Source organism: Flavobacterium melibiosi (assembly GCF_048158545.1).
Lineage (GTDB): Bacteria > Bacteroidota > Bacteroidia > Flavobacteriales > Flavobacteriaceae > Flavobacterium > Flavobacterium melibiosi.
Map to the genome: position 1 here is coordinate 115,038 of NZ_JBLNKU010000013.1, position 21,804 is coordinate 136,841.

A 21,804-nucleotide genomic window follows, 5' to 3' on the forward strand; every position below is an offset into this window, starting at 1 on the left:
ACTTCGCGGTTAAAAACAATAAAATGAATAAAATATATAACCCAAAACCAGAAACTTGGTCTTCCATTTTAGAAAGACCAACAAAAACTGTTGATGATATTGAAGCGACAGTAAAAGAAATTTTCAAGGAAGTACTGAAAAAAGGAGATGTTGCCGTAGCAAAATACACGTCGCTTTTTGACGGAGCTAAAATAGATGCAATTGAAGTTACTGAAGCCGAAATCGACCAAGCAATTACGTCAATTTCTACCGAATTAAAAGAAGCGATTTCACTTGCAAAATCAAATATTAAAAAATTCCATACTGCTCAAAAAACAGAAAGAGTTGCTGTAGAAACAATCGAAGGAGTAAAGTGCTGGCAGGAAAAAAGACCTATTCAAAAGATAGGATTGTATATTCCAGGAGGAACCGCACCTTTATTTTCAACAGTATTGATGCTGGCAGTTCCCGCAGAAATTGCTGGTTGTAACGAAATTGTATTATGTTCTCCTCCAGATAAAAATGGAAATATAAATCCAGCTATTTTATATGCTGCGAATTTATGTGGTGTTACTAAAATATTAAAAGTTGGAGGAATTCAGGCTATTGCAGGAATGACTTTTGGAACGGAAACAATTCCGAAAGTGTATAAAATCTTTGGACCAGGAAATCAATTTGTAACCGTGGCTAAACAATTGGCTACACAATTTGGCGTAGCAATCGATATGCCAGCCGGTCCATCAGAATTATTGATTGTGGCAGATGATACTGCAGTTCCTGCTTTTGTAGCTTCGGATTTATTGTCGCAAGCAGAACACGGAGCGGACAGTCAGGTAATTTTAGTTTCTACTTCCAAAAAATTAATTGATGCTGTAGAAACAGAAATCCAAATACAGATGGAAGCTTTGCCAAGAAAAGCTATTGCTGAAAAAGCTATTGCTAATTCTAAATTAATTTTTGTGGAAAACGATAAAATTGCCTTGGAATTAATCAATGAATACGGACCGGAACACTTTATCATTTGTTCAGAATTTGATGATTTTTACAGCAATGGTGTTCAAAATGCAGGTTCAGTATTTATAGGGAATTATACTCCCGAAAGCGCTGGCGATTATGCTTCAGGAACCAATCATACGCTACCAACCAACGGTTATGCCAAGAATTACAGCGGAGTAAATTTAGACAGTTTTACTAAAGCAATGACTTTTCAAAAAATATCTCAAAAAGGAATACAAAACATCGGTAAAGCTATTGAAATAATGGCAGAAGCTGAAGGGTTACAAGCCCACAAAAATGCAGTTACATTACGATTAAAAGCGATTGAAGATGGAAAATAATTTCGATATAAATAATTTAGTCAGAGAAAACGTAAAGCAATTGAAACCCTATTCTTCGGCTCGCGATGAATTTGAGGATTTTGATACTGCAGATATGATTTTTCTGGATGCCAATGAAAATCCGTTTGAAAATGGTGTAAATCGGTATCCAGACCCGCAACAAATGAGTGTAAAAGGAATTTTGGCAAAACAAAGAAATGTCAAAACGAATCAAATTTTACTTGGAAATGGAAGTGATGAAGTGTTGGATTTGTTATTCAGAGCTTTTTGTGAACCAAAAACAGACAATGTAATCACTTTGCCTCCAACATACGGAATGTATGGTGTTTTGGCCAATATCAATGCAGTTGATAATAAAGAAGTATTGCTTTCGGAAGATTTTCAACCACAAATTGAGAAAATCATGGAAGCTGTTGATTCAACTACTAAAATCATCTTTTTATGTTCTCCAAATAACCCAACCGGTAATTCCTTTTCGGATGAAAGTGTGGCCTATTTATTGAAAAATTTCAATGGTTTGGTTGTGATTGATGAAGCGTATATTGATTTTTCAAAAAAAGAAAGCTGGATTAATGAATTAGACGAATATCCAAATTTGGTCATTACTCAAACACTATCAAAAGCGTATGGTTTGGCAGGAATTAGATTAGGTGTCTGTTATGCATCTGCGGAAGTAATTTCGGTTTTAAATAAAATAAAACCACCGTATAATGTTAATGAGTTGACTCAAAAAAGAGCTTTGGATAGGTTAGCTAATTCAGAAAAAATAAAATCTGAAATTGAATCTATAATAGAACAAAGAGATAAGTTACTTAAAGTATTACTTAATGTAGATTTTGTTAACATTATCTATCCAACGGAAGCCAATTTTATTTTGATAAAAGTGGATAATGCCAATAAAAGATATGATGAATTGATTGCAAAAGGAATCGTAATTCGAAACAGAACTACCCAACCATTATGCGATAATTGTTTACGCTTAACCGTTGGAACCGAAATAGAAAACAAAAAATTAATAGCAGCATTACAAAGCCTAAACGCTTAGTTTAAATATAATATAATGAAAAAAATACTTTTTATAGATCGTGACGGAACAATGGTTTTGGAACCAAATGATTATCAATTAGACAGTTTCGAAAAATTAGAATTTTATCCAAAAGCATTTCAATTCCTTGGAAAAATTGCTTTAGAACTAGATTTTGAACTCGTAATGGTTACAAATCAAGATGGTTTAGGAACTGATTCTCATCCGGAAATTAACTTTTGGCCAGTGCATAATTTAATTATGAAAGCTTTTGAAAATGAAGGCGTTGTTTTCAAAGAAGTATTAATTGACAAAACATTTCCGCATGAAAATGCACCAACTCGCAAGCCTGCGGTTGGAATGTTGACAAAATATATTGATAATCCGGAGTATGATTTAGAAAATTCATTCGTGATAGGAGATAGAATAACTGACGTAGAATTGGCAAAAAACCTGGGTTCAAAAGCGATTTTTATCAACACGGACGAAGCTTTGGGAAGTGCTGAAATTGCTTCAAAAAGAGAAGAATTGGACTCCGTTATTGCTTTACAAACTACAGATTGGAAAGTAATTTATGAGTTTTTGAAATTAGAAGAGCGTTCCGCTTCAATTGAAAGAAAAACAAACGAAACGGATATTTTTATCAAGTTGAACCTTGACGGAACCGGAAAAAGCAAAATCGAAACAGGAATTGCCTTTTTTGATCACATGCTGAACCAAATCGCGCGTCACGGACAAATGGACTTGGAAGTTCTTGTAAAAGGAGATTTAGAGGTGGATGAACACCATACTATCGAAGATACAGCAATTACTTTGGGTGAAGTTTTTGCAAAAGCATTAGGAAATAAATTAGGAATAGAACGTTACGGTTTTTGTTTACCAATGGATGATTGTTTAGCGCAAGTGGCTATTGATTTTGGAGGTAGAAACTGGTTGGTTTGGGAAACCGAATTCAAACGCGAAATGGTGGGTAAAATGCCAACAGAAATGTTTTATCATTTCTTCAAATCTTTCTCAGATGGTGCTAAAGCCAACATTAATATCAAAGCAGAAGGAACTAATGAGCATCACAAGATAGAAGCGATTTTTAAAGCTTTTGCGAAAGCGATAAAAGTAGCGGTAAAACGTGATACCGAGAAGATGATTTTGCCAAGTACGAAGGGAATGCTTTAGTTTAAGGTGTAAGTTTTAAGTATGAGTTATTAAGTTTAATAATAAAATCAAAATGCTTAAAACTTCATCCTTACAACTTAATATTTAATACCTATAAAAGTGAAAATAGTAATCATAAATTACGGAGCAGGAAACATTCAAAGCATTATGTTTGCCATCGAAAGATTGGGATTCAAAGCTGTTTTGAGTAATAATCCAGACGAAATTAAGGCAGCTGATAAAGTTATTTTTCCAGGCGTTGGAGAAGCAAGTTATGCGATGCGAATGCTTCAGGAAAGTGGCTTGGATACTTTGATTCCAACCTTGAAACAACCTGTTTTAGGAATTTGTCTGGGCATGCAATTGATGTGCAACAAATCGGAGGAAGGGAATACAAAAGGTTTGGGAATTTTTGATGTTGATGTAATCAAATTTACGCCAAAAGTGAAAGTGCCACAAATGGGCTGGAACCAGATATACAATTTGAAATCGCCTTTATTCGAAGGAATTAATGAAAACGAATACATGTATTTGGTACATAGTTTTTATGCACCAAATTGTCCCGAAGCCATTGCTACAACAGATTATGAAGTTGAATATGCATCAGCGTTACAAAAGGATAATTTCTACGGAACACAATTTCACCCAGAGAAAAGTGGCGATATTGGGGAACAAATTTTAGCTAATTTCTTGAAGTTATAAATTTTAATGGCAATGGCAAAATTCAATGGCAAAATTCAATGGCAAAATTCAATGGCAAAATTCAATGGCAATAACAATGGCAATAACAATGGCAATAACAATGAGAATAGTAAGTGAGATTGCTTCGTTCCTCGCAATGACAAATCTGAAATCAAAAATCGTTAATCTTCAATCTAAAATCCAATGAGAATAATACCCGCAATAGATATCATAGACGGAAAATGTGTTCGCTTGTCAAAAGGCGATTACAATACCAAAATTATATACAATGAAAACCCACTTGAAGTGGCGAAATCATTCGAAGCACACGGAATCGAATATTTGCATCTGGTTGATTTAGACGGAGCAAAGTCGAGCCAAATTGTGAATTATAAAATATTGGAGCAAATAGCTACACAAACCAAATTGAAAATTGATTTTGGCGGTGGATTAAAATCGGATTCCGATTTAAAAATTGCTTTTGAAAGTGGAGCGAATCAAATTACCGGCGGAAGTATTGCTGTGAAAAATAGAGAACTCTTCGAAAAATGGATTGCGGAGTATGGTTCTGATAAAATTATTTTGGGAGCAGATGCTAACAATGAAAAAGTAGCGGTTTCGGGGTGGCTAGAAGATTCTAATGAAGACTTGATTCCATTTATCCAAGACTACCAAAATAAAGGAATTCAGTATGTAATTTGTACTGATATAGCCAAAGACGGTATGCTTGAAGGACCAAGTTTTGATTTATACGCTAAAATTTTGACGGAAGCCAGCGGCATAAAATTGATTGCTTCAGGAGGAATTTCTACTTTTGACGAGTTGCCAAGACTAGCTGAATTAGGTTGTGAAGGAACAATAATCGGAAAAGCAATTTACGAAGGACGAATTTCGTTGAAACAGTTAGAAAACTATGTTTTAAGTATTAAGTTTTAAGTATAAGCGAAGATTTACGTATTTAATTTATAACCTATTTACAATAAAAATTAAAAACATATAAACCTGTATGAACGAATTAAGACAAAAACACTTAGGTAAAAAGCGAATTTATATTATTGAAGAAAAAGGTCTTCGCTATCAAAGATTTGATGAGGGCAGATATATTGATAATTTATATAAATGGGGAAATATAGGCTTTGAGGAAACTATAATAAGCCAATTACCCTCTAAATTCGAATACATATTATTCGGATCTCTTCTAATAAATTTATTAACGTTAACTATTCCATTTACTTTAGATGGAAATGACAAAGCTAGAGGAGTAGTAGTTGGCGTTTTTACTGTATTAACTATTTTTTTGTCTAAAAAACTATTTGTTAAAAAATATGAAAAAATCATAAGTGGTGGTTATTCTGTTAATTTTTTCTATTTCGATAATCATAAAAAAGAAGTTGATAATTTTATTGAGGTATTAAAGAAAACCAAGATAGATTATTTAAAGGAAAAATATTTGAATAAAGAAAATTATGATAATTTAGAATCATATTACAACCGTATGTCTTGGTTAAGAGATGAAGAAATTATTACAGACGAAGAGTATCAAACATTAAGAAATAAAAACACATCAATTCAGGGATTTTCAAAGTCGTAAATTAATAGAACTATAAAGATTTTGGTGGGATTTCAACTTTTGTGTATCTCTGTGAAATCTTTGCGAATCTCTGTGAAACAATAAAAAATATGCTTACAAAAAGAATAATCCCTTGTCTCGACATTAAAAACGGAAGAACCGTAAAAGGCGTTAATTTTGTGGACTTGCGTGACGCAGGAGATCCGGTGGAATTAGCCAAAATATATTCGGATGAAGGTGCTGATGAATTGGTTTTTTTGGATATTTCGGCAACGGAAGAAAGAAGAAAAACCTTAGTTGATTTGGTTCGTAAAGTCGCTTCGACTATTAATATTCCATTCACTGTTGGTGGTGGAATTTCATCCGTTGAAGATGTTGAAATTTTATTGCAAAACGGAGCAGATAAGGTTTCCATTAATTCATCGGCTGTGAAAAACCCACAGTTGATTAATGATTTGGCACAAAAATTTGGTAGTCAATGTGTCGTTGTTGCGATTGATGCCAAACAAATTGATGGACAATGGATTGTTCATTTAGTGGGCGGAAAAGTGCCTACAGAATTGAATTTATTTGATTGGGCCAAAGAAGTGGAACAAAGAGGCGCAGGCGAAATCCTGTTTACCTCGATGGATAATGACGGAACTAAAAACGGGTTTGCCAATGAAGCTTTGGCAACACTTTCGGACTTAGTTAATATTCCAATAATAGCTTCTGGTGGAGCGGGAAATATACAACATTTTGTAGATACTTTTCTGGAAGGAAAAGCTGACGCAGCATTAGCAGCAAGTGTATTTCATTTTAAAGAAATTGAAATCAAAACATTAAAAACAGCTCTTAAAAACAACAATATCGAAGTACGTATTAAGCAATAAGTTTTAAGTATGTATTATTAAGTTTGAATTGCTTAATACTTACACCTTAATACCTACGCCTTAATACCTACGCCTTAATACCTACGCCTTAATACTTAAAAAAATGAATATAGATTTCTCAAAAAATACAGATGGATTAATTCCTGCCATAATTCAAGATAGCGAAACCAAAACGGTTTTGATGTTGGGTTTTATGAATGCCGAAGCGTATCAAAAAACAGTTGATACTAAAAAAGTAACATTTTATAGTCGTACTAAACAAAGACTTTGGACAAAAGGTGAGGAAAGTGGCAATTTTTTGAATCTGATTGACATCAAAAATGACTGTGACAATGATACTTTATTGATACAAGTAAAACCTGAAGGGCCAACGTGTCACAAAGGAACTGATACGTGCTGGGCTGAGGAAAACAAAGCAGATTATGGATTTATTTCAGATTTAGAAGATACAATCCAACTTCGAAAAGAGAATGCGGATTCTGAAAAAAGTTATGTTGCTTCCTTGTTTAAGTTGGGGATGAACAAAATTGCACAGAAAGTAGGCGAGGAAGCAATTGAAGTGGTTATTGAAGCCAAAGATGATAATAATGATTTGTTTTTGAGTGAAAGTGCTGATTTGCTTTTCCATTACCTTATATTGTTACAAGCCAAAGGATTTAAACTAAATGATGTTGTTGACGTTTTAAAGAGCCGTCAAAAGTAAAATCATCAAATAATTTTTACCAATACAAACCCAATAGGAAATTCATTTGCTATTGGGTTTTCTTTTTTCTTTTATTTCAAATCGCAATCCACTATATTTACTATTTATTTTTAAAATACAAGTAGTACAATGCAAGTGATGAATTCAAATAATACCACATTTACCGAAGAATTAAATAATCCCGTAAATACAGGGCTACATATAATCCTTACAACTGATGAGGATGATGCGAGACCCGTTTATATTTCAGGAAATTTTAATCAATGGCGTACTCAGGACAAAGAATTCATAATGGAGAAAATTGGTATTGGTTTGTATCATTATAAATTCCCACATGATTTTGATTATCCTGTCGAGCTTTTGTATAAATTTACTAAAGGGGATTGGAGTGAAGTAGAAATCGACAGCCATGGAAATCGTACCGAAAACCGTTCAACACACAATCATACAGGCATTCAAAAAGAACATGTAGCGAGATGGAGAAAAAACTGGTTGCCGTTTAAGCAATCTTTTTTACCACAAGTTCAGTTGATTTCAGATGAATTTATAATTCCACAACTCAATAAAACTAGAAAGATTTGGGCCTTGTTACCTCATGATTATGACAATTCAAGTGAAAGCTATCCGGTCATGTATTTGCAGGATGCCCAAAATTTATTCAATGAAACAGCAGAATTTGGTAATTGGGAAATTGACAAAAAACTGGCAGTTATGTCCGAATATAAAATTGGAAAAATTATAATAATTGCTATTGAACACGCCGATGAGGATCGCATAAAAGAATACAATGTAGGGAAAACAGTATTGGGAAAGGGACAAGGGAAAAAATATATCCGATTTGTAACTGATACGCTAAAACCATTTGTTGACAACAATTTTAGAACTAAAAAAGAACGAGAATTTACTGGAATAGGAGGAAGCTCGATGGGCGGATTAATCAGTATTTTTAGTGGATTAAGGAATCCTGAAACATTCGGTAAATTGATGATTTTTTCGCCATCACTTTGGGTAGTTCCAGAACTTAAAATTAATGCAAAAAAGGCCTATTCAGCAGATACAAAAATCTATTTATATGCTGGTGGAGATGAAAGTGAAACAATGATTGAACAAGTAAAAAAGTTTCAGAATGATTTGATTTCAAGCGAATTTGTAAAAGACAAATCGAAGATTAATTTAAGCATTAACAGACAAGGAAAACATAGTGAAACGTATTGGAGCGATGAATTTCCTAAAGCAATAGAATGGTTATTTTTTAATACAAAAGATTAGTAGAGACGCGATAAATCGCGTCTCAATCTCAACATTAATACTGAATTCAATCAATAAGCTAAAAAAAAATTAAAAGAACAAATGAAAACAAATACAGTAGTAAACTTAGATAATTTTTCAGGAACAATTTTAATTCCGGCTTTTGAAACGTACTCAAAAAGTATTGTTCCCATCGCGTTTAATGGCTTGGAAATTGTTTCCAAAGTTTTTTTTGGTAAAAAAGATACCCACTATTTATCTGAAAAGGATAACAATACATATATTTTTATTGGTTTAGGAAAAACGATAGACTATAAATCTTTGAAAACTATTTTCCGTCGTATTTCATCGAAACAAAAAGATAATTTCAGTTCGAATGTAGCTTTATTTATACCAGAACAATTTACTCAGGATCAGGTTGAAGCCATGATTTCGGGTTTACTTTTAGGAACCTATGATTTAGGTCATTTTAAAACAGAGAAAAAGGAACATCCCTTTTTAGATACGGATTTTACTTTGAATCTCATTTCTGAAAAAGATTATTTGGCTACAGCCAAAAAAGGAATTAAAATCGCCAAAGCACAATTAGCAACCTATAATTTGGTCGATTTACCACCCAACACAATTAATCCAAAATATTTGGCAAATTGGGCCAAAGAGACTGGGGAAAAATATGGATTTGAGGTAGAAGTTCTTGGTTATGAAGCTTCAAAAATTGCAGGTCTTGGCGCATTTTTGGCAGTAGGAAAAGGAAGTGAAAATGAACCTCAATTTATCATTATGAATTACATTCCTGCAGCGGAAGTGAAGCACATAAAACATATTGGATTGGTAGGAAAAGGAATCACCTTTGATACTGGTGGATTAAATATAAAAACGGCAGGAATGGTCCACATGAAATGCGACATGGCTGGCGGTGGCGCAGTACTAGGAGCCATGCAACTTATAGCCGATTTACAATTGCCAGTAAAAGTTACTGCTATTGTTCCTTGTGCCGAAAATTCGGTTGACAGCAAGTCTTTTTTGCCTAGCGATGTAATTCACAGTTACAGCGGACATTCAATAGAAATAATTGATACTGATGCTGAAGGCCGACTCGTTTTAGCCGATGGATTATCGTATTTAATTAAAAATTTCAAACCGGAATATATTGTTGATATTGCAACACTTACAGGGAGTAGCGTTGGTACTTTTGGCTATGAATGTGGTGCTTTGTTTACCAATAATGAGGAATTATCAAAGAAATTACAAGAAAACGGAGATGCAATTGGAGAGCGTTTGTGGCCTTTACCGCTTTGGGATGTTTATAAATCAGACATTGAAAGCGATATTGCTGATGTGAAAAATTATAGCGGAAAACCAGTTGCCGGAGCAATAAGTGCAGCAAAATTTTTAGAATATTTTACCCAAGAACATAAAGCTTGGGCACATCTTGACGTTGCAGGAGTGGCATTTGGCGATGATGAATTTGCTAAAAGTAAACATGCAACAGGATATGGAGTTCATTTATTAACTAAGTTCATAGAAAATTTATAACGTATGGAAAACTCTAAAACCTTCCTTTGTATTTCAAATTATTTTAAGGGTGCCGATTTTTTAATTAATTTAAAAAAATCAGGTAACAAAGTCTATTTAGTGACAAGTGAAAAACTGAGAGACAAACCATGGCCACATCAATATATTGATGAGATTTTTTATATGGAAGGGCAAGATGTCGATTGGAATTTAGAGCATTTATTATTAGGTGTTGGCAATTTTATGAAGTCTACAAAAATTGATGCTATTGTTGCTTTAGATGATTATGATGTCGAAAAAGCTACGTATCTCAGGGAGAACCTCCGCATTGACGGGATGGGACAAACTACGGGACGTTATTTTAGGGATAAACTCGCCATGAGGATGAGAGCGAAGAGTTGTGGCATTCCAATTCCTGCTTTTTGTTCCTTATTTAATGATTATGACATCAATACTTTTGCAGATACGATTCCGGCTCCATGGGTTTTGAAACCTCGATCAGAAGCTTCAGCTGCAGGAATTATAAAAATATTTGAAAAAGAGAGTTTGTGGATCCATATTAATGAAATGGGTAATAATAGATTCAAATATTTATTAGAACAATTCAAACCTGGCGATGTGTATCATTGTGATAGTTTGATTTCAGACAGTAAAGTAATCTTCAGCTTAACTTCAAAATATTTAGCCACACCAATGGAAATTTCACAAGGTGGCGGTGTTTTCCGTTCTGCTAATATTAAATACAATTCAGATGATGATAAAGCGATAAAAAAGTTAAATGAGCAAGTAATGAAAGGCTTCGGATTGAAACATGGTGCCGCTCATACTGAATTCATAAAAAGCAATGAAGATGGTCAAATTTATTTTCTGGAAACTTCTTCAAGAGTAGGAGGAGCACATTTGGCTGAAATGGTAGCCGAAGCTTCTAATATTAATTTATGGAAGGAATGGGCAGCAATTGAAGATGCCTTGGTAAAAGAAACTAAATATACTTTACCAAAAGTAAAAAAAGAATATGCCGGAATTGTTCTGACTCTGTCGAAATTCCAACATCCTGATTTATCATCGTTTTCAGATCCGGAAGTTTGCTTCAGAGTTCCACTAGAATATCATGCGGGATTGATTGTAAAATCAGATAAACAGGAAAGAGTTTTAGAGCTATTAGAAGATTATGGTAATCGTTTAGCTAGTAATTTTACTGCTGTAGTAGAACAAAATAAGGTAACCAACTTGCATTAAATGTTATTACAGAACTAAAAAAGCGACTGTTTCAATAGAGATAGTCGCTTTTTTATTTAAAGTTTACGTAAACTAGTAATTTACAGATTTTTATATCTTCGTCAAAATTCTCTATAATAAATAACGGTTTCCATCTCCTACACACATGAAAAAAACGGTTCTGATTTTTAGTTTTTTAGGATTAATTAGTTGTAAAACGTATGATACAACTAGTTTAATTGAATCTCAAAAACCGGTTCAAAATGAATATTATGCCATTGCTTTTGGTTCCTGCGACAACCAGAAGATTAAAAATGAACTGTGGCCAGCGATAGACAACAATCATCCTTCAGTTTGGATTTGGGGAGGTGATAATGTGTATTCGGATACTGAAGATATGGATTTTCTTAAAAAAAATTATGAAATTCAGAAACAAGATTCTGATTATCTCAATTTTATTAAAGACAAAATCGTAGTAGGAACGTGGGATGATCATGATTATGGAGCAAATGACGGCGGTGAAGAATATCCTTTTAAAAGAAAAAGCCAACAGTTATTATTAGATTTTTTAGGCACTTCAAAGAAGGCTCCGGAACGAAAAAGAGATGGGGTTTATTCGGTAAAAACTATTGTTGTTGATGGAAATAAAATAAAAGTCATTGTAATGGATTCTAGATTTTTTAGAACAGCACTGAATAAAGCCACGGATTCAAAAAAACGTTTTCAACCTAATACATATGGTGAAGGAACCGTATTAGGAAACGCACAATGGAAATGGCTAAAAAAAGAACTTAAAAATTCCGATGCACAATTTAATGTGATTGTTAGTAGCATTCAGTTTTTATCAGATAAACATGGTTTTGAAGCTTGGGGGAATTTCCCTCATGAAATAGAAAAACTGGAAAAATTGATTGTTTCCACCAAAGCGAAAGGTACTTTTATAATCTCTGGAGATCGCCATATTGCTACTTTTTCTTCTAAAAACGTTAGTGGATTATCCTATCCGTTAGTAGATTTTACCTCGAGTGGATTGACGCATACCTATGCTTCTTTTTCTGGAGAAGAAAATCCTTATGTGAAAGGAGAAGTTGTTAAAGATATCAATTTTGGTTTATTAAAATTTGACTTTAAAAATAATAAAGTGATAATGGAAATTCGTGGAAAAGAGAATAAACTACTTCAAGAATACGTTCAAGCATATCCTGAAAAATAATTTTTTAGAGTAATATATTTATAAAATTATAAAGTTTATTTTTGTTCAAAATGATTAATTATGAAAAACCAATTTAGTATTATTTTTATCACATTTCTATTTTTTAACGGTGTAAATGCACAAGGTTTACTAGGAAAATCTGAACAAATATTCACAAGACAAGATACTTTGAGAGGTAGTATCACTAAAGAAAGAGCGTGGTGGGATGTAAAATACTACCATCTTAATATTAAAGTAAATCCTGCAGACAGCACAATTACAGGTTCTAATACCATTCGATATAAAGTGTTGGAAGAATACAATACTATGCAAATTGACTTGCAAAATCCAATGAATATTTATAAAGTTATTCAGGATGGCGTAGCTTTAAAATACAAAAGAGAAGGGAATGCTTTTTTTATTGAATTAATTGCTCCTCAAACAAAAGGTGCAATAAAAGAACTTACTATATTTTATGGTGGAAAGCCAAAAGTTGCAGTAAATCCACCTTGGGACGGAGGAATCACTTGGAAAAAAGACAGTAATGGCAATCATTTTATTGCTTCTTCTTGTCAAGGATTGGGCGCCAGTGTTTGGTGGCCAAACAAAGATCATATGTATGATGAAGTGGATAATATGCTGATTAGTGTAAATGTTCCTAAAAATTTGACGGATGTTTCCAATGGACGCTTACAAAGTGTAAAACAATTAAAAGACGGAACAAAAACCTATAATTGGTATGTATCAAATCCAATCAATAATTATGGTGTAAATATAAATATAGGTGATTATGTTTCGTTTTCAGAAAAATATAAAGGAGAAAAAGGAAATTTAGATTGCAGTTATTATGTTTTGAGAGACAATTTGGCGAAAGCCAAAAAACAATTTCAAGATGTCCCAAGGATGCTAAAAGCTTTTGAACATTGGTTTGGGCCGTATCCTTTTTATGAAGACAGTTACAAGTTAGTTGAAGCTCCGTATTTAGGAATGGAACATCAAAGTAGCGTAACGTATGGAAATGGTTTTCAAAACGGCTATCGAGGAAGGGATTTAAGCGGAACGGGCTGGGGATTAAAATTTGATTTTATTATTATTCACGAATCGGGGCATGAGTGGTTTGCCAATAATATTACCTATAAAGATATTGCTGACATGTGGATTCACGAGAGTTTTACGAACTATTCTGAAAGTCTTTTTGTAGAATATTACTATGGAAAAGAAGCCGGATTTGAATATGTTAGAGGGACAAGAAAAGGAATAAAAAATGACAAGCCAATTATAGGGAATTATGGTGTAAACAACGAAGGCTCTGGTGATATGTATCCAAAAGGAGGGAACATGTTGCATACTTTACGCCAAATTGTAAATGATGATGAGAAATGGAGAGGAATATTACGAGGTTTAAATAGTAGTTTTTATCACCAAACAGTTACTACAAAACAAATTGAAGACTACTTAAGTCAGCAAGTTGGAATCGATTTATCAACTGTTTTTAATCAGTATTTAAGAGATACTAGAATTCCAACATTAGAATATTTTTGCAAGGATAATCAACTGCGTTATCGCTGGACAAATTGTGTTACTGGTTTTAATATGCCTGTGAAAGTAAGGCTGAATGGAAAAGAAGAATTGCTACAACCAGAAACTGAATGGAAGAGTATTCCAGTAAATACTGAAAATTCAAAATTGGAAATAGACAAAAACTTTTATGTAGCCAGTTTTAATATTACCGAGTAAATCCCAAAAGGTGTGTTTCGAAAATATATGAAACACACCTTTTTTATTTTTTCTTAAATTGTATCGGATTTTCACCCACTACTTTTTTGAAAATTCTATTAAAATATGACAGACTTTCAAATCCACATTCATAGCAGGTTTCAGTTACGTTTTTATCACTTTTCAAAAGTCTTTTAGCTTGCTCAATTCGATATTGATTTAAAAATTCTGTAAATGTCAATCGCGTCATTTTCTTAAAATAACGACAAAAAGCCGCTTTAGATAAATGAGTTAAATGGGAGATTTCTTCAATAGAAACAGCCCTTTGGTAGTTTTCCTCTATAAATTTATAAACTACTTTTAATCGCAATTGTTCTTTGTTATTATATAGATTTTCAAATGGTTTATCGTGCAAAAAAGTCATTTCATTTGATGTTGCTAAAATCTGAAATAATGATAGCACTTCTATGAATTGTTCGAAATGAGATAAAAGATGAATTTTTTGAAGCCTTATTCCAATTTTATCTTTTACAGCTCCATGAAAACAAATAACCTTTTTTGAGTTATCAAATAATTGATAAATAGAACCCAATTCAGGAGTTGTTATAAAGTCATTTTTGAAAAAATCTTCTTTAATCTGTAAAACTACTTTTTCATATTCGGTTTTAATTCCATAATCAAAATTCAAATGCGGAATATTGGAACCTATAAAAACCAAATCGCTTCCTTCAAAATTGCCAATATGGTCGCCTATGCGTCGTGTTCCATTTGGTGCTACAATGAAAGTTAATTCAAATTCAGGATGAAAATGCCAATAATAAAAATCATTCAATTTTGGATTTACCAATATTCTAAATGAACTCCCGGCTAATCTTTTTATGTCCTCAAAAACTATTTTCATATCTCGGTAGTTCTATAATTGTCCAATATAATACATAATCTTATTTAAAGTTACTAAAAAAAATCAATATTGTACAAATAGCAGTAAATTTTGTGGAAGTAATTAGTTTTCTCTTTTTCTACTTTTGAAATAGTAATAACACCAAATATAAAAACTATGGAAAAGAATAATCAATCAATGACACCAACTATGGTTCCCACAATGGCACAAAATAATGCCCACAAAGATATTCCGGGAAATCCATCGACTGCAAAATCCAGCACAACAAAATTAAATGATCGTTCTAATGGCAAATCTTTACGTTTGCTTACCGAAGAAGATTGGAAATTTTGGATTGAAAACGGCTACATTGTCATAAAAAATGCTGTACCAAAAGAAAATGCTAAAAAAATGGGTGATTTTTTATGGAAATTTGAAGAAAAAAATAAAAATGATCCAGAAACTTGGTATGCTCCGCCAAGAGCCGAAATGCAAATGAAAGAGCTTACGAATAGTGGTATGGTTGAAGTTTACAATCATCAATACCAATGGGATAATCGACAAATGGGAAAAGTATATGATGCGTTTGTAGATATTTGGGGAACGGAGAAATTATGGGTAACCATTGACAGAGCGAATCTGAATTTACCAGTTCGTCCAGGTTTTGATTTCAAAGGATTTATTCATTGGGATTATGATCCGGAAACAAAACCTCAAAACGTACAAGGAGTTCTCGCTTTGGCAGACCAAATGGATGAAAATATGGGAGGATTTCAATGTATTCCAGATTTATATCGAAATTATGATACTTGGAAACTGACACAACCAGAAGATAGAAATCGTTTTAAACCGGATGTTACCGGACTCGAAGATAAATTTGTAAAAGTAAAAATGGAAGCTGGTGATTTATTAATTTTCAACAGTACGCAACCGCACGGTATACGTCCCAATATTACAAAGGATAAAGTAAGAATGGCACAATATATTTCTATGATGCCGGCTGAAGAGGAAAATGAAGAACTGCGTCAATGGAGAGTCAATTCATGGAAAAATCGAATTGCACCTGAGGGATACGCCTTTCCTGGAGATCCCCGTAATTGGGAACAAAATAAATATGAAACAGCCAAACTGAGTGAATTGGGGAAAAAATTATTGGGAGTAACAAAATGGTAAAAGAAGAGGGATACTAAGTATCCCTCTTCTTTATATAACCATATTTCTCTAGAAAATTATATTAAGTTATTTTTAATATAATTGTAACTTACCGCTACGGATTCTATTGGATTGGGTTTATAATTAGATTCATGTTCTAAAAAGAAACGCTTCATTCCAGCAAGTTCAGCTTGAGCAAAAATTGATTTAAAATCTATTGTTCCAGTTCCTATTTCTGCATTCCAATCCGGATTACCTTTATCCATATCTTTTACATGCCACATTTTGAAACGTCCTGGATGATCTTTAAATAATTGTAAAGGATTATTTCCTGAACGTACTGCCCAGTATAAATCTAATTCAAAGTCAACTAAGTTTTTATCTGTATTATTTAATAAAACCTCATACCCTGTTGTAGACTCAAATTTTTCAAATTCAAAAGCATGATTGTGATACGCTAATTTTAACCCTGAAGCTTTGCAAATTTCAGCTGCTTGATTTATTTTCAACGCTAATTTTTTATAATCATCGATACTTTTTCCTCTTAAGTTTTCTAAAATATAAGGTACCGTTACATGCTCACTTCCTAAAATATTAGCAGTCTCAATATAAGATTTAAGAGATTCTGTTGAACCATTTTCTATATATCCGTTGAAATCAAAATGATTACTGGTAGCCTTTAAACCATTATCACACAGCATCGATTTAAAATCCTTTACAGAAGTACCAAAAAAACCATTCTTTGGGGAATATCCAAAAGTTTCTACTTCATTAAATCCTACTTTTCCAACTTGTGCTAACACGCCTTTGACATCTTTGGGTAAAGTTTCTCTTAGTGTCCATAATTGAATTCCAATCGCTTTCTTTCTCGAAGTAAATGCAAATGAAGGAGCAATCGCTAATGCTCCCAATGCCAAACCGCTATTTATTAAAAAATCTCTTCTTTTTATCATCAGTTGTTTTTTTTAAATTATTAAATATCACATATTGCTATAGCCTGTTTTAAGGAGGCTAGTTTGTTTGGATTTTTAGGAATAAATTCTTGACCTACAAATCCTTTATAATCTGTTTTGGCAATCGCTTTCATTATTGCCGGGTAATTTAGTTCCTGTGTTTCGTCTATTTCATTTCTACCTGGAACACCTGCAGTATGAAAATGTGCAATATAATGGTGATTTTCATTTATATTTCTAATAATGTCACCTTCATCAATTTGCATGTGGTATATATCATAAAGCAACTTGAAATTTTCAGAATTCAAACGTTTTGCTAGTTCGACTCCCCAATATGTTTTATCACATTGATAATCTATATGGTCAATTTTGCTGTTTAACAACTCCATTACCAGCGTTACATTATATTTTTCTGCCAATGGAATTAGTTTCTGCAAACCAATCACGCAATTATTCCAACCTTCTTCATCTGTTTTTCCTCTTCTGTTCCCGCTAAAACAAATTAGATTTTTATGCCCTGCTTTTGCAACAAGCGGAATCATTTCCGTATAATTCTTTATTAGCGTTTCGTGGAATTTGACATCGTTGAAACCATCAACCAAATTAATTTCGGCTCCGTTACACATCGTAGATACCAAATCATATTTCTTTAATATTGGCCAATCTTTTGGACCAACTAAATCAATACCTGTGATTCCTAATTTTTTCACTTCGATGCAAAGTGTTTCTATGTCAAAATCACTAAAACACCATCGAGCAACAGAGTGATTTATGTTTCCTTTTAAAAAATTAGATATCATATCTGTTCCATTTTTTGGCATTGCCAAAGCAGAAAATCCAGATGGAATACTCAAAGCCGCTGTTCCAGCAAGAATTCCTTTTATTGCTGATCTTCTATTTAAATTACTACTCATCTTTTTGTTTTTATACTGCAGGAATTTCCTCTACTGTTTTAGTTTTGTCATTGAATAAAAGAGCAAAAAGTAAAAATACACCGAAGGCTATACCTGCTGGAATAATCCATACCATTTTCCAATCAATGGCTCCATCAATCGTTTTATAATTATCTGTTATCCAACCCGCAACTGCAAAACCTATTAACATACCTACACCGTAAGTAGCCAGAGTTATTAAACCTTGCGCAGCACTTTTATATTTTTCACCTGCTTTTGAGTTGGTGTAAATTTGACCCGACACAAAAAAGAAATCATAACAAATACCGTGTAAAGCGATACCTATAATAAGCATAAGGCTCAAATCACTTCCATTGCCATAAGCAAACAAAACATAACGGATAGCCCAAGCCAACATACCTACTAGAATAGTTTTCTTAAAACCAAAACGAGTAAAAAACACAGGAATTAACAGTAAGAATAGTGCTTCAGATATTTGACCAATAGCCATTTTTCCAGTTGGATTTTCAACTCCTGCTTCTGTTAAAAAGGGATGTGCATTTTGATAATAAAAGGCTAGGGGAATGCAGATTAGAATTGATGAGATAAAAAAGATTGCGAAATTTTTATCTTTCAAAAGTTTTAAAGCATCGAGACCAATTATATCTCCAATTTTTATTTTTTCAGTTGCAGCAACTTTAGGGGGGGTTTTAGGTAATGAAAAACTAAACAATCCCAAAATTAAAGCTGCGATTCCTGCCAAAAGAAATGTATTTTTTAATAATCCTTGAGTAACACCTTCGGCAGAATCCCAATGGAATAAAAAGCTAATGGATAATCCGGCTAAAATCCAACCGATAGTTCCCCAAACTCTAATATTTGCAAATTCTTTTTCTGGATCTTTCATTTGATTAAAAGAAACTGAATTTACAAGTGCCAATGTTGGCATATATAAAATCATATACCCTAAAACATAGGAATAAAAAACGCCTACATCATCTGAAACATACATTTGATACATCAAAAATGCTCCAATAATATGAAGAATACCTAAAATTTTCTCGGCATTAAAATAGCGGTCTGCAATCAAACCTATGACAAATGGAGCAATAATGGCACCCCAAGATTGGGTTGAAAAAATGGAAGCCGTTTCAGAACCTGAAGCATGTAAATTGCTTGCTAGAAAAGTTCCTAATGTTACAAACCATGAGCCCCAGATAAAAAATTCTAGGAACATCATTACAGATAATTTAATTCGGATTGTGGTATTCATTGGTTTTAAGTTAGTTAATATAAATGGTTTAATAGTTTTTATTTTTAAATTAATTCTAAAGAAATAATCTGGTAGATTACAATTCTTTAATTACAATATTTCTGTACCAAACAGCATCACCATGATCCTGTAAGGCTATTTTTCCTTTTTTGAATGTTCCGAAATCTTTCCAAGCAGCAAATTTACTTCCAGCAACAAGTGATTTCCAATTGTCATCCCAAAGGGTTGTTTTTACAACAATCACCTCATTTAATTTTAAAGTAAGTTGACCATTATTACTAATTATTTCAACAGTATTCCATTCCCCAACAGGTTTAACAGGCTCAATATCACTTTTTATCAAATCATATAAATTTCCCGCTCTGTGTTTGGTTATTTTTCCATCAGGATGTCCATCATTATCAAGAACCTGCATTTCCAAACCTGTTTCATAAGTGTTTTTGTATTTTTTAGGATCTTCATGAATATAAAAAATAATTCCACTATTAGATTTTGGTGCTACTTTCCAATCTATTTTTAAATGAAAATTAGAGTATTCTTTATCAGTCACAATATCGCCACCCTGACCATTTTCTTTTGCAGTTGGATCAAAATGCAAGGTTCCTTCTTCAATTTTCCATGCCGCGCTTACAGTAGTTTTTCCATAGGTATGCCAGCCATCGGTAGTTTTACCATCAAATAATGGTTTAAATTCTTTTTGGGCATTTGTTATTTGTACCATGACTATTAATGTTAATAAACTTAGGATTTTTTTTATCATGATGATTGCTTTAAATACTTTTATAAAGCTAAATTATTCCAACCCTGACGATATTCCCGTTTTACAAATTGATTAACATCATCAAAATTTGTAATTTTCATAGCATCATTATCCCAGAGTAATTTTACTGATCGACCTGGATATTTCGTTTTACCAAGTGTTTCTTTTTGAATATCATAGCCTCTGATAGCCAAATTAGCCATTAATAAGGCCTCGGTTAAAGGACCAGCGATTTCAAAAGGAGAACTTAATTCTTGTTTACCATGACCTGCAATTGCAGCTTCTACCCATTGTTTATAATGGCCGTTAGATCCATCAATAACTCGATTGTATTTTTGTGCAACATTTATATTTTGATTTTTTGTCAAAGGAAGTAAACGAGGGTTCATCCCATAAGTGTCACACATCATTTTTCCTTTTGTACCAACAAATAAAGTACCGTTTCCACCATCTCCAAAAATTTCATTTGGTTCTAATTCTAAAGGTCTTTCTGGTTGAATTCCTCCATCCATCCAATGTAAAGTTACATCGCCATTCGTTTTATTGGTTTTAGGAAAAGTTAATGTCACATGGCTCGAAGGCGGACAACTTTGTGGAAAGTAACCTCTTTTAAATTCATCTACATAGACGGATCCAACACTACATTGCACATCTTTAGCATATTTTAAGTTTAATACGCTAAAAGGAGCTTCAATCAAGTGACAACCCATATCTCCTAATGCGCCAGTACCGTAATCCCACCATCCACGCCAGTTGAAAGGAACTAATTTGTCTACATAATCTCTTTGTGGAGCAGTTCCTAACCATAAATCCCAATCTAATGCTGCAGGAATTTCTGCTTTTGTAGTAGGCCAGGGGATACCTTGTGGCCAAACTGGACGATCAGTCCAAGCATATACAGTATGAACATCTCCAATTAAATCGGCTTCATGCCATTCCTTCATTATTCGGGTTCCATCGTTTGATGCACCTTGATTCCCCATTTGGGTTACCACTTTGTATTTTTTTGCTGCTTGAGTCAAGATACGAGCTTCATGAATATCATGTGTTAAAGGTTTTTGAACATACACATGCTTACCTAATTGCATCGCAGCCAAGGTTTGTATCGCATGATTATGGTCCGGCGTTGCAACTGAAACAGCATCAAATTTTTTATGCTCCTTGTCAAACATTTCACGCCAGTCTTTGTAATACTTGGCTTTGGGAAATGCAGTTACACTTTTAGACGCTCTTCTATCGTCAACATCACAAAGAAAAGCAATATTCGCTTTTCCACTCTTATCAAACATAGCAATATCAGATTGCCCTTTTCCACCCACACCTATACTAGCAATTAATAAACGATCACTTGGAGCTACAAATCCTCTTCCCAAAACATGTCTAGGAACAATCATAAATGCCGCAGCGGCTATAGCACTAGTTTTTATAAAATCACGACGGTTAGTTATGATTTTATTCTCTTTATCGTCTTCTTTTTTAATATTCATTATAAGATGTTTGTTATTTATTATGAAATACAGAAAATTAATTGATTCTCGAATTATTGTCTAGGTTGACTGCGTTTTGGATTTTTTTATAGTCCTAAATTTTTCAAGTTAAATGCTTTGTTCGTTTCTACCGCTGCAAAATCATCAAAAGCTTTATCAGTTACTTTTATAATATGTTTCTTTATAAATTCAGCACCTT

General features: G+C 33.2%; 20 protein-coding genes. 14 read left to right on the forward strand and 6 right to left on the reverse strand.

Annotated elements, in window-relative coordinates:
- The first annotated feature begins 23 nt into the window (after nt 1-23).
- The 13 genes from hisD (at nt 24) to ACM55F_RS15180 (ending at nt 14,228) form a co-directional block, all read left to right on the forward strand.
- Nucleotides 24-1,316, forward strand: coding sequence for a histidinol dehydrogenase (gene hisD, locus ACM55F_RS15120; protein WP_416854651.1), 1,293 nt, complete (start codon nt 24-26; stop codon nt 1,314-1,316).
- Nucleotides 1,306-2,361: a histidinol-phosphate transaminase gene (gene hisC / locus ACM55F_RS15125; RefSeq protein ID WP_416854652.1), complete on the forward strand. Its 1,056-nt coding sequence runs from the start codon at nt 1,306-1,308 to the stop codon at nt 2,359-2,361. Before hisD ends, hisC begins: the two co-directional genes overlap by 11 nt.
- A 15-nt stretch (nt 2,362-2,376) precedes the next feature.
- Nucleotides 2,377-3,513: a bifunctional histidinol-phosphatase/imidazoleglycerol-phosphate dehydratase HisB gene (gene hisB / locus ACM55F_RS15130; RefSeq protein WP_416854653.1), complete on the forward strand. Its 1,137-nt coding sequence runs from the start codon at nt 2,377-2,379 to the stop codon at nt 3,511-3,513.
- 99 nt (nt 3,514-3,612) lie between these two features.
- Complete coding sequence (gene hisH / locus ACM55F_RS15135) at nt 3,613-4,194, forward strand: imidazole glycerol phosphate synthase subunit HisH (protein ID WP_416854654.1); 582 nt, start codon at nt 3,613-3,615, stop codon at nt 4,192-4,194.
- Nucleotides 4,195-4,377: 183 nt separating this feature from the next.
- Entirely contained in the window at nt 4,378-5,109 is a 732-nt protein-coding gene (gene hisA / locus ACM55F_RS15140) for a 1-(5-phosphoribosyl)-5-[(5-phosphoribosylamino)methylideneamino]imidazole-4-carboxamide isomerase (protein WP_416854655.1), read from the forward strand.
- A gap of 70 nt (nt 5,110-5,179) precedes the next feature.
- Nucleotides 5,180-5,764: a hypothetical protein gene (locus ACM55F_RS15145; RefSeq protein ID WP_416854656.1), complete on the forward strand. Its 585-nt coding sequence runs from the start codon at nt 5,180-5,182 to the stop codon at nt 5,762-5,764.
- Nucleotides 5,765-5,853: 89 nt separating this feature from the next.
- The gene (gene hisF, locus ACM55F_RS15150) at nt 5,854-6,615 is read left to right on the forward strand and encodes an imidazole glycerol phosphate synthase subunit HisF (RefSeq protein WP_416854657.1); all 762 of its coding nucleotides are present in this window, start codon (nt 5,854-5,856) and stop codon (nt 6,613-6,615) included.
- A 103-nt stretch (nt 6,616-6,718) separates the two neighbouring features.
- Nucleotides 6,719-7,318 (forward strand): bifunctional phosphoribosyl-AMP cyclohydrolase/phosphoribosyl-ATP diphosphatase HisIE, encoded by a 600-nt coding sequence (hisIE, locus tag ACM55F_RS15155; RefSeq protein ID WP_416854658.1) that lies wholly within the window; start codon nt 6,719-6,721, stop codon nt 7,316-7,318.
- A 138-nt stretch (nt 7,319-7,456) separates the two neighbouring features.
- Nucleotides 7,457-8,587, forward strand: a complete 1,131-nt coding sequence (locus ACM55F_RS15160; RefSeq protein WP_416854659.1) for an alpha/beta hydrolase — start codon at nt 7,457-7,459, stop codon at nt 8,585-8,587.
- An 81-nt stretch (nt 8,588-8,668) separates the two neighbouring features.
- The gene (locus ACM55F_RS15165; protein ID WP_416854660.1) at nt 8,669-10,102 is read left to right on the forward strand and encodes a leucyl aminopeptidase family protein; all 1,434 of its coding nucleotides are present in this window, start codon (nt 8,669-8,671) and stop codon (nt 10,100-10,102) included.
- A 3-nt stretch (nt 10,103-10,105) separates the two neighbouring features.
- Complete coding sequence (locus ACM55F_RS15170) at nt 10,106-11,320, forward strand: ATP-grasp domain-containing protein (protein WP_416854661.1); 1,215 nt, start codon at nt 10,106-10,108, stop codon at nt 11,318-11,320.
- A 145-nt stretch (nt 11,321-11,465) separates the two neighbouring features.
- Nucleotides 11,466-12,512, forward strand: a complete 1,047-nt coding sequence (locus ACM55F_RS15175) for an alkaline phosphatase D family protein (RefSeq protein ID WP_416854662.1) — start codon at nt 11,466-11,468, stop codon at nt 12,510-12,512.
- Nucleotides 12,513-12,572: 60 nt separating this feature from the next.
- Nucleotides 12,573-14,228, forward strand: coding sequence for a M1 family metallopeptidase (locus tag ACM55F_RS15180; protein WP_416854663.1), 1,656 nt, complete (start codon nt 12,573-12,575; stop codon nt 14,226-14,228).
- 43 nt (nt 14,229-14,271) lie between these two features.
- On the opposite strand, the gene ACM55F_RS15185 is transcribed toward ACM55F_RS15180, so the two are convergent.
- Nucleotides 14,272-15,108, reverse strand: coding sequence for an AraC family transcriptional regulator (locus ACM55F_RS15185; protein ID WP_416854664.1), 837 nt, complete (start codon nt 15,106-15,108; stop codon nt 14,272-14,274).
- Between the two features lie 156 nt (nt 15,109-15,264).
- Between ACM55F_RS15185 and ACM55F_RS15190 the strand changes: the two genes are divergently transcribed.
- The gene (locus tag ACM55F_RS15190; protein ID WP_416854665.1) at nt 15,265-16,260 is read left to right on the forward strand and encodes a phytanoyl-CoA dioxygenase family protein; all 996 of its coding nucleotides are present in this window, start codon (nt 15,265-15,267) and stop codon (nt 16,258-16,260) included.
- Between the two features lie 56 nt (nt 16,261-16,316).
- Here ACM55F_RS15190 and ACM55F_RS15195 read toward each other — a convergent pair whose 3' ends face one another.
- From ACM55F_RS15195 to ACM55F_RS15215, 5 genes are all read right to left on the reverse strand, one after another.
- The gene (locus ACM55F_RS15195; RefSeq protein ID WP_416854666.1) at nt 16,317-17,192 is read right to left on the reverse strand and encodes a sugar phosphate isomerase/epimerase family protein; all 876 of its coding nucleotides are present in this window, start codon (nt 17,190-17,192) and stop codon (nt 16,317-16,319) included.
- Between the two features lie 20 nt (nt 17,193-17,212).
- Entirely contained in the window at nt 17,213-18,106 is an 894-nt protein-coding gene (locus ACM55F_RS15200; RefSeq protein ID WP_416854667.1) for a hydroxypyruvate isomerase family protein, read from the reverse strand.
- 10 nt (nt 18,107-18,116) lie between these two features.
- The gene (locus tag ACM55F_RS15205; protein ID WP_416854668.1) at nt 18,117-19,358 is read right to left on the reverse strand and encodes a nucleoside permease; all 1,242 of its coding nucleotides are present in this window, start codon (nt 19,356-19,358) and stop codon (nt 18,117-18,119) included.
- 76 nt (nt 19,359-19,434) lie between these two features.
- Nucleotides 19,435-20,079, reverse strand: a complete 645-nt coding sequence (locus ACM55F_RS15210; RefSeq protein ID WP_416854669.1) for a 3-keto-disaccharide hydrolase — start codon at nt 20,077-20,079, stop codon at nt 19,435-19,437.
- Between the two features lie 59 nt (nt 20,080-20,138).
- Nucleotides 20,139-21,605, reverse strand: a complete 1,467-nt coding sequence (locus tag ACM55F_RS15215; protein ID WP_416854670.1) for a Gfo/Idh/MocA family protein — start codon at nt 21,603-21,605, stop codon at nt 20,139-20,141.
- Between the last annotated feature and the right edge of the window lie 199 nt (nt 21,606-21,804).